Origin of the sequence: Protofrankia sp. Cj5 (assembly GCF_917627405.1) — a bacterium.
Taxonomy (GTDB): Bacteria; Actinomycetota; Actinomycetes; order Frankiales; family Frankiaceae; genus Protofrankia.
In genome coordinates, this window is record NZ_CAKJTO010000031.1 from 38,622 (window position 1) to 46,923 (window position 8,302).

At 67.6% G+C, this 8,302-nt stretch carries 8 protein-coding genes and 1 pseudogene; 5 read left to right on the forward strand and 4 right to left on the reverse strand.

What is annotated here, in order from left to right; translation table 11 throughout:
- Positions 1–2: 2 nt before the first annotated feature.
- From MJ777_RS09225 to MJ777_RS09235, 3 genes are all read left to right on the forward strand, one after another.
- Positions 3–1,199: a glycosyltransferase gene (locus MJ777_RS09225; protein ID WP_239375198.1), complete on the forward strand. Its 1,197-nt coding sequence runs from the start codon at positions 3–5 to the stop codon at positions 1,197–1,199.
- A 178-nt stretch (positions 1,200–1,377) separates the two neighbouring features.
- Positions 1,378–2,091, forward strand: a complete 714-nt coding sequence (locus MJ777_RS09230; RefSeq protein WP_239313533.1) for a class I SAM-dependent methyltransferase — start codon at positions 1,378–1,380, stop codon at positions 2,089–2,091.
- Between the two features lie 1,220 nt (positions 2,092–3,311).
- Entirely contained in the window at positions 3,312–3,536 is a 225-nt protein-coding gene (locus MJ777_RS09235) for a response regulator transcription factor (protein ID WP_239313536.1), read from the forward strand.
- A gap of 523 nt (positions 3,537–4,059) precedes the next feature.
- Here MJ777_RS09235 and MJ777_RS09240 read toward each other — a convergent pair.
- The 4 genes from MJ777_RS09240 to MJ777_RS09255 all read right to left on the reverse strand — a co-directional run bounded on the left by MJ777_RS09240 (position 4,060) and on the right by MJ777_RS09255 (position 7,422).
- The gene (locus MJ777_RS09240; protein WP_239345921.1) at positions 4,060–4,953 is read right to left on the reverse strand and encodes a hypothetical protein; all 894 of its coding nucleotides are present in this window, start codon (positions 4,951–4,953) and stop codon (positions 4,060–4,062) included.
- A 129-nt stretch (positions 4,954–5,082) separates the two neighbouring features.
- Complete coding sequence (locus MJ777_RS09245; protein ID WP_239313275.1) at positions 5,083–5,481, reverse strand: peptidase inhibitor family I36 protein; 399 nt, start codon at positions 5,479–5,481, stop codon at positions 5,083–5,085.
- 97 nt (positions 5,482–5,578) lie between these two features.
- Positions 5,579–6,769 (reverse strand): HAMP domain-containing sensor histidine kinase, encoded by a 1,191-nt coding sequence (locus tag MJ777_RS09250; protein ID WP_239375201.1) that lies wholly within the window; start codon positions 6,767–6,769, stop codon positions 5,579–5,581.
- A complete protein-coding gene (locus MJ777_RS09255) occupies positions 6,766–7,422 on the reverse strand; it encodes a response regulator transcription factor (protein ID WP_239375204.1) in 657 nt (218 codons plus the stop codon). Before MJ777_RS09255 ends, MJ777_RS09250 begins: the two co-directional genes overlap by 4 nt.
- A gap of 176 nt (positions 7,423–7,598) precedes the next feature.
- Between MJ777_RS09255 and MJ777_RS09260 the strand changes: the two genes are divergently transcribed.
- A complete protein-coding gene (locus MJ777_RS09260; protein WP_239375207.1) occupies positions 7,599–8,117 on the forward strand; it encodes a hypothetical protein in 519 nt (172 codons plus the stop codon).
- Positions 8,114–8,302 (forward strand): annotated as a pseudogene (locus tag MJ777_RS09265) (hypothetical protein); the annotation flags it as partial. The gene MJ777_RS09260 and the pseudogene MJ777_RS09265, both read left to right, overlap by 4 nt.

Below are 8,302 nucleotides of genomic sequence, written 5' to 3' on the forward strand. Positions count from 1 at the left end.
GGATGCCGATCACCATTCCGCCACCTGAGCCACCTGAGCTATTGGGGGTGCCGCTGACCGGGCCGGCGGTGCCCGGGAGCGCTCCAGCGCGGATCGTGATCGTCGGTCCGGCCCACCCTTATAAGGGAGGTGTGGCCCAGCACACGACGGAGCTGGCACGCCGGCTTGCTATGCGCGGCCACCGGGTGCGGATCGAGTCATGGTCGCGGCAGTACCCGGTCCGGCTCTACCCAGGCCACCAGCGGGTGAGCCACCCTGAGACAGAGCCTTTCGCGGCCACGAGCTATCCACTGTCGTGGCGACGCCCGGACTCGTGGGTACGGCTGGGGCGGCGGCTGCGCCATGATGTCGATGTTGTGATCTTTGTGCTGGTCACCCCGATACAGGTACCGGCCTACCTGGGCATCCTTGCCGCTCTCCGGCCGGGGAGCGGGCCGGTCGTTCTCGCGCTGTGCCACAACGTGCTGCCGCATGAGCGGCGTACCGGGGATGAGGCGCTGGCCCGCGCCCTGTTAAGGCGGGTGTCGGGGGTCGTGGTGCATACGCCGACCGAGGCGGACCAGGCCCGCACGCTGACGGATCGGCCGGTCTCGGTCGCCATGCTGGCTCCACATCTGTGGCCGGGGCGACAGGCCACCGCTGCCGGCGGGGCGGACGATGGGGGACACCGGCATCACCGGCTGCTGTTCTTCGGCTTGGTCCGGCCATACAAGGGCCTGGATGTTCTGCTGCGGGCACTGGCGATGGGGCCGCCGGAGGTGCGCCTGACCGTCGCCGGGGAGTTCTGGGAGGGGCTCGACCGCCTCCGCGCGATCGTCGTCGATCGTGGTCTACGGGCGCGAGTGGAGCTGCGTCCCGGGTATGTGCCCGCGGCCGAGGTGCCCGCGCTGTTCGCCGCCGCCGACGCGCTCGTGCTGCCGTACCGCTCGGGGACGGCGACTCAGAACGTTGGCCTCGCCCATCTGTACGGTCTGCCGGTGGTGGCGACCAGGGTCGGTGGGCTGGCCGGGGCGGTGCGCGACGGTGTGGACGGACTGCTCGCGGCGCCTGGCGACCCGGTGTCGCTGGCGGGCGCGCTGCGTCGTCTCTACGAGCCGGGCGTGCTGGAAGCCCTGCGAGCCGGAATCGTCCCTCCAGATGTGGATACGGAGTGGGTTCGTTACTTAGAGGTTGTCATAGGTGCGACTGGGTCTTGTTAGGATACTTTCCGTTTGCATATCATGTTGCTCTAGTAGTGCGGTTAGCGCCGAGAACAGGGAGGTTGGCCTGGGATGCCGAGCCCGTCCGCCCGCCCGCCCGCGCGGGGCGGGCCGCGCTTCACTCCGGCGGAGCCCGCGCAGTGATGCTTTGTCAAGGCAGCTTTCGTCGAGGTGGCCGGTGAGCGTACTGCGTAGTCATGTCCTGGCCTACGCCGGTCATCAGATGCACGTCATTCGTCGCCGTGAGGTGAGCACGTTGTTGGCGTGGGTGGGCGACCTAGCCGGGCGAACCGTTCTGGACGTCGCTGGCGGTGACGGGTACTGGGCCGGTCAGGCTGTCCGCCGTGGGGGCCGGGCCGTCTGTATTGATCTTGACCGGGGTAAGCTGGACTTCGGCCGCGGGCTGCGCCGGCGTCCTGCCCTTGTCGAGGGGAACGCCCTTCACCTGCCGTTCGCGGACGCCTCCTTCGATGTGGTGATGTCGGTCTGCGCGATCGAGCATTTCGACGACGGCCCAGCCGCGCTCACCGAGATGGCTCGGGTGCTCACGGTGGACGGGGATCTTGTCATGTCCGCCGACGCGCTCACCCAGGCGCACCGGTGGCCGCGGCTGGTGGCCCAGCATCGGGAGAAATATCAGGTGAAACGCACCTACTCAGGCGATCAGCTGGCGGAGCTGCTGAGTGGTTGTGGCATGGCTGTGGTCCGCCAGACCTACATGTTCCGGTCACCGTGGGCCGAACGGCTGTACCTCACGCTGTCGGCCAGGGGTGGCCGGGCCGGCTGGAACGCGGCCGTGCCGCTCGCGCCTCTCATCGCGATGTCCGACCGGCGCAGCCCGGACGGTGCCGGCAGCGTTGTGCTCACCCATGCCCGCAAACGGCAGCTCTGACGGGCGCCGAGCGCGACCCGCGCGGACGTTTCGGAGCTTCCTCCCCTCGCCAACGATTATGGCCGTTGCCGGGCTATTCGAGCCGGTAGCGGTCCGGGCGCGATGCTGTCACCGTGTGCTCAGCTGTATGGGCCGAGTATGTCGATTCCGTTTCCGGCTGCCCGATTCACTTTTGATCTTAATCAAAAGTGAATCAATGCGTCGAGGCCAAGGCATTGTGTTGTTTGCGAGCGTCAACCGTACCGCCTCGTCCGCATAGCCATGAGCGCCCTTTCGGGTGGTCACCCCGCTGGCTGTCACTCCAGTCGAATAGTGGGTGGCGGGTCCACTGAGCGAACAGCAAAAAGATCATTATAGCTTGTCAAGCTATGTTGACGGTATTGGCGCACCGGCCTGGACGGCAATCATGTCAACAGTCGCGCCATAGCATCGCGCCAGCTCACAGGCCCAGGTCCACGGCTGCTATCACCCTGGTTTCCTGGCCTGGCCAGGCCAGGCCAGGCCCGAAGTCCAGGGGAAGAGGCGCGCCCGAAGACGGCTGGGGATTTACCGGATAGGAGAAGACGATTCGGAACACTGCTCCAGGCCAAGGGGCACCGGCATCCCGCTTCTCAAACACGAGCTATGATGAACATGTATAAGTACAGTTATGATGCGAGAAACAGCCGCCGGTAGATGGAGCTGGCCGGGCGGCGGCTGGGGGTGCGGAGCCAGGATTATCGGCTGGCCATGAACTGTCGCACGGACCTTCCGGCCCAAGCCGGCCACTCGCGAAGCAAGCAGCGGTGGATCCGCTTTCCAGTGGTTTCACCCGGTAGAAACAGCGACGCCAGCGAGTTGAGATCGGTGATCGATTTTCCCGCCGGTCCGGATCGTCCAGTCGAAAGGGTTATGCATGAAGCGGTATAAACGAGATGACCGTAATGTCGTTGGTGCGAGAATCCCGGCCTTCGGCACGCCAGGGTGACTCCCGCCGCCGCCGCGCGACGCACGCACCCCAATCCCATTCCTTGGTCCACTCTCTTATTGCCGGTCGCTCTTAGGAGCGCGTTTGAGATCGTCATTCCGGCTCGCCGCGTCCAGGCGCCCCCTGGCCGCGTTGTCGGCCACACCGATACAACTCATCCGGTATCGCTTCGGCCTGCCGCCTTGCCAGGGGGCGCCTGGACGCGGCTCACTGATCGAAAGCCCGGTCTCAAACACGCTCTAAGGGGCGGAACTTGACAGAGCTCGCGCAACTGTCCTCTCGGGAAAAGGATGTGCTCGCGCACTTCGCCCACGGACTCACCTACTCGCAAATCGGTAGAAAACTCGGCATCGCTGTTTCGACGGTGGATACATACATGCGACGGGTGCGGGCGAAGACCGGCGCTGTCAACACCGCGGAACTGGTTCGGCTGGGCCTGCAGATCGACTGGCCCAGAGACCAGCCAGCAGCTGGTTGACGGTGGGATCGGGTACCGGGCACCAGTTCGATTCCGCCGTCGATGGGTCCTGGCGGGACAGGCGGCGGGACATTCACCAGCATGGGTGGGATACGGGTGCTGCCCGCGGCGATGGGCCGCGGCCCGCGGGCGATCTCGCGGTAGCTGGTCAGGCGTATGAGGGCGTGTTGCGAAAGCTGGCTGTCCGGCTCGCCACGCCCAGGCGGCCCCTGGCCGCGTTCTCGGCCACACCGATACGACTCATCCGTATTCCGTGTGGCCCGCGGCCTTGCCAGGAACCACCTGGACTCGGCTGCATGGTCGAACGCCGGCTCCCGAAACACGCCGTAGCCGGGAAATGCGGCAGGCGTCCGTGGGCCTGAAGCAGGAGGGTGCCAGCTGGTGCCAGAGCTGCCGGTCAGCCGAATTGGCCGGAGAATGCCGCGGCCGTCAACAGCCGCGGCACTGGGGATGCCGATGGTTGGGTGGCACGGGAAATCCCCGCCGCTGCGTCCACCGGGCCGGCAGGGCCGCCGGACGCTTCCTACGGGCTGATTACCTTCGCGGCCGCGCTGTCACGGGCGGCGATTGCGGCACGAATATTGGCGAAACCACGGGTATCCGCGGCGATAGCACGCCGTTGATACGCCGATTCTACGGTGAACCACACACCGATCACATTCGTCCGGGCCTTACAGGCGATGTCCGCGAGCGCGACGGAAATCTGAGTGGGGCTCGGCGGCCCCTTGAAGGCAGGATCCCCGGCGGCGGCGAGCGGATCGGCGTAATGGTACCCCGACTCGCTCATGCAGGCTGACCAGGCGGTGAAAACTTTTCTGACCCGGCTGTCCGTCTTGGACTCCTCGAAGGACCGAAGCTGCGTCGTCTGGCCCTCGCGCAGGTCGGTGGCTGCCGGCACGGACGTGTTGAGGGTCCGGTCAGCCTCGCCGACGCACCCACCCGCCGGTACGGCCAGCCCGTTGACTATCGAGCGTCCTTGACCGGACAACACGGTCTGGCCGTCGGCTCCGATGCTCGGCCTGTCCGGTGCTGGCTGCAGCGCCGGGTCTCGCGGACCGAACCCGTACCCGGCGGTCCGGGCCAACGGGGCGTCCGTGATGCCGTACCGCCGATCGGTCAGGCTGATCGGGCCGTAGTCGCCCCTGGGTACCGGCTTGACGTCGTACGTGATACCGAACCGGCTCATGCACCGCTGGATCAGCGCCAGATTGGCTTTGGTGAGGCGCTCGTTCTGTTCCCGGCTGGGCAGGTAATCTTCCACCGGCAGCCGTAGCGCCACGCTTTCCAGCAGCTGCGGCACCGCGCCGATGGCTGGTTCGGCTGGCTCGGTGCTGGCTGCTGGGGCTGCGCAGCCGGCCAGCGCCAGCAGCGCGGCGAGCGCGGTACCGGCTCCGGTGCACCGGCGCTTCAAGGCCATAGATTCGTCTCCAGAACGACGGTGTGGATCGGGCAGGCTGTGCGCTGCCGGTCGCGGCGCTACCATTACGCTGACCGCCGTTCCGCCCAGCATCAATGGGCGGAACGGCGGTCACTCCGAAACAGGTGGTCAGGGCGTGTAGTAGTACGCTGACGAAATCGTGTTGAAGAACGTCGTCGGGAAGTTGTAGGCGGAGAACGGAGCTAGGTCAAGGCCTGAACCGGTGTAGTTCGCGCCGGTGAACACACGCCACCAGTAGGTGTCCAGGTTCCGCCAGGACTCGGTGTTGTTGTTGGCGCTGATGCTGGTTCCGGGGAACACGTCGTTGCTGAAGTCCGGGTCGGACAGGTACAGGTCAAACAGGTACCCTGACTGGCCCGTGAAATAGTAGAGGCCGAGTTCGCCAGCCTCCAGCGCCCCGTTCTTGCCAGTCGCGCTGGCCGGGCTAGCCACCCCCAGCCCGACGCCGAGGCAGGCGGCGATCGCCGCCAGCGCGATGATGAGCCCTCGCTTGATGCTCGTTGCCATGTTCGTTGCTCTCCCTTACGAAGGGGCCGGTTGACACGGTTAATCCTTCATTAAGGTAGAGAGCGGGAGTAGTCACGAGGTTTCGTGTCTTGACTCGCTATAGTTGATCTGTTATTAAATCCATTTGATCATTGCTGTCTGATTGTTGCCGGCTGCGGGGGATCGTCACCACCACTTCCAGGCCGCCTTCGTTGCGGGCGACGGCGTTCACCGTGCCGCCGTGGGCCTGCGCGACCGATCGCACAATTGACAGCCCCAGGCCGGTGCCCCGAGCCGAGTGCACGCGGTTCGCCGCACGCTGGAACGGCTCGAACAGCTCGGGCACGTTCGCCGGAGCGATGACCGGGCCGCTGTTGACCACGGTGAGCCGGGCGTCGCCGTCGACAGGGCCGGCGGCGAGCCGTAACCAGCCGCTGGCGACGTTGTGCCGGATGGCGTTCTGCAGCAGGTTCTGCACAAGCCGGTCAAGCAGGACGCGGTCGCCGTCGACGACGACTGGGCTGGCCTCGGCGGTGACCCGCAGCCGCAGCCGATCGGCATCCGGCCGCAGCAGGGTGAGCACGCCCCCGACGACCTCGGCGAGGTCAACCGGCCGCGGGTCCGTGATGCCGTGCTCGGCCCGAGCCAGGGCCAGCAGCCCGTCCACCAGCCGTTCGTGCCGGGCGTTCACCTCCAGCATGATCTCGCCGAGACGGATCAGCTCGGGCGGGGCGTCGGAGCGGCCCATCGCCACCTCGAGCAGGGTCTGATTGATCGCCAACGGCGTCTTGAGTTCGTGCGAGGCGTTGCCGACGAACTGCCGTTGGGCCGCGAAGGCCGCGTCGAGCCGGGACAGCATGGCGTTGATCGCGGAACCCAGCTCCCACCACTCGTCCCGGGCACCGGTTAACGCGACCCGCTCGTGCAGGCTACGATCCGCGATCCGGCGTGCGGTGGCGGTGATCTGACGTAACGGACGCAGCGTCACCCCCCCGACGAACCAGCCGGCGGCCAGGCTGGCGGCGGCCAGCCCGGCCGTCAGGACCAGCCCGTGATCCACCAATGGGCCCAGGGTCTGCGCGCGCAGCCGTTCCCGGATGTCCTGCCCCGTGGCCAGCAGCTGGGCCTTGAACTGCGGGGCCTCCTCGGGGCTCGGCATCGTCTCCACCGCGGCGGGGACATCGATCGGCTGCCGCGCGATGGCGTGGTCGACCGCCAGGTAGGCGACGAGCAGCGTCACCCCGCCCACGACCAGTCCCAGGCAGCCGATGAGCAGGGCCAGCCGGGTGCGGACAGACAGTCTGGTCATGGCAGCCGGTACCCCACTCCGGCGACGGTCTCCACCAGCGGCGGCTCGCCGAGCTTGCGCCGTAGCGTCATCACCGTCACCCGGACGACGTTGGTCAGCGGATCGATGTTCTCGTCCCAGGCCTTCGCCAGGAGCCGCTCGACGCTCACCACTGCCCCGTCGGCGAGGAGAAGCTCCTGGAGCACCCCGAACTCCTTGCGGGACAGGGCGACGAAGCGACCGTCCCGGGTCACCTGCCAGCGTGCCGGGTCAAGTTCGACCCCTGCCCGGCGCAGCACCGGGGGCGCGGCGGGCCGCGCCCGCCGCGCCAGGGCGCGCACCCGGGCGACGAACTCCGGGAAGGCGAACGGTTTCGGCAGGTAGTCGTCGGCGCCGAGGGACAGGCCGGCGACCCGGTCACTCACCTCGCCGGACGCGGTGAGCATCAGCACCCGGGTGGCCGCGTGCGACCCGACGAGGCTGCGGCACACGTCGTCGCCGTGCACGATCGGTAGGTCCCGGTCGAGCACCAGGACGTCGTAGTCGTTGATCTCCAGCCATGCCAGCGCCTCGGCGCCGTCGTAGACGACGTCGACCGCGATCGCCTCCCGGCGGAGGCCCTCGGCGATGGCGCCGGCCAGCAGCTCCTCGTCCTCGGCGACCAGCACCCGCATAAGAGCTCTCCCCTCGACCGGTCCGCGGCCCTGCGGAGATGGTGAACGAATCCGTATAAGAACTGGGTAAGCATCATCGCTGACGGTGATTTTATAGCCGTCCGTGTTCAATCCCTGCCATGACGAACACGAAAAGTCCGGCCAGGGGCCGGTGTCGCAGTCCGCTGATCGCCCCGGTGGCCGCGGTCGTACTGGCGGCCGTGGCCTTTCTGGCCGGCTGCGCTGACGGGGATGGCACACCGCGCGTGGTGTCCGTCTCGACCGGTTCGCCGCCGGCCATCCAGGCCAGTGCCGACCGCGGCGCTCAGCTCAGGCGGTACCGCGACTGCCTGCTGGGCAACGGTGTCACCCTGCTCGACCAGCTGAACGTCGAGGGCATGCCGCAGATCGACAAGGAACGTACGAACATCGACGTACTCGCCACCGGCCAGGAGAGGTGCCGCCCGTACCTGCCGGCGGCTGTCGACGCGCCAAGGCCCGATCAGGCGATGGTCCAGGCCCGGCGCAGGCTTGCGGAGTGTCTGCGCGGACACGGCGTGCCGGAATATCCGGACCCCGATCCGGTGACCGGTGACCTGCGCATCGGTGATCAGCTGGCTGCCCGGCTCAAGGACGACCCGAGCCTGGCGTCGGCCCTGCGGACCTGCCAGCAGCAGGTGGGGCCAGCCGCCCGCGGGGATGGTGCGGCCCGATGAAGAGAAGCACCGGCCTTGGTACCGGCGCGGTGGTGGCCGCGCTCGTCCTCGCCGCCGGCGCGGTGGCCGTGCACGTCGCGCGGCGTCCCTCGGCAGCATCCCCGGCCAGCTCACCGCCACCGGCGGTCACCGCCGAGATCACCCGGACGACGCTGGCGCGGACCGCCTTCATGGACGGGACACTC

Bases quoted from the DNA above. Each gene is read 5' to 3' on its own strand.
- MJ777_RS09225 (WP_239375198.1), top strand. From the start codon at position 3: ATGCCGATCACCATTCCGCCACCTGAGCCACCTGAGCTATTGGGGGTG.
- MJ777_RS09240 (WP_239345921.1), bottom strand. From the start codon at position 4,953: ATGGCCTTGAAGCGCCGGTGCACCGGAGCCGGTACCGCGCTCGCCGCG.
- MJ777_RS09245 (WP_239313275.1), bottom strand. From the start codon at position 5,481: ATGGCAACGAGCATCAAGCGAGGGCTCATCATCGCGCTGGCGGCGATC.
- MJ777_RS09250 (WP_239375201.1), bottom strand. From the start codon at position 6,769: ATGACCAGACTGTCTGTCCGCACCCGGCTGGCCCTGCTCATCGGCTGC.
- MJ777_RS09255 (WP_239375204.1), bottom strand. From the start codon at position 7,422: ATGCGGGTGCTGGTCGCCGAGGACGAGGAGCTGCTGGCCGGCGCCATC.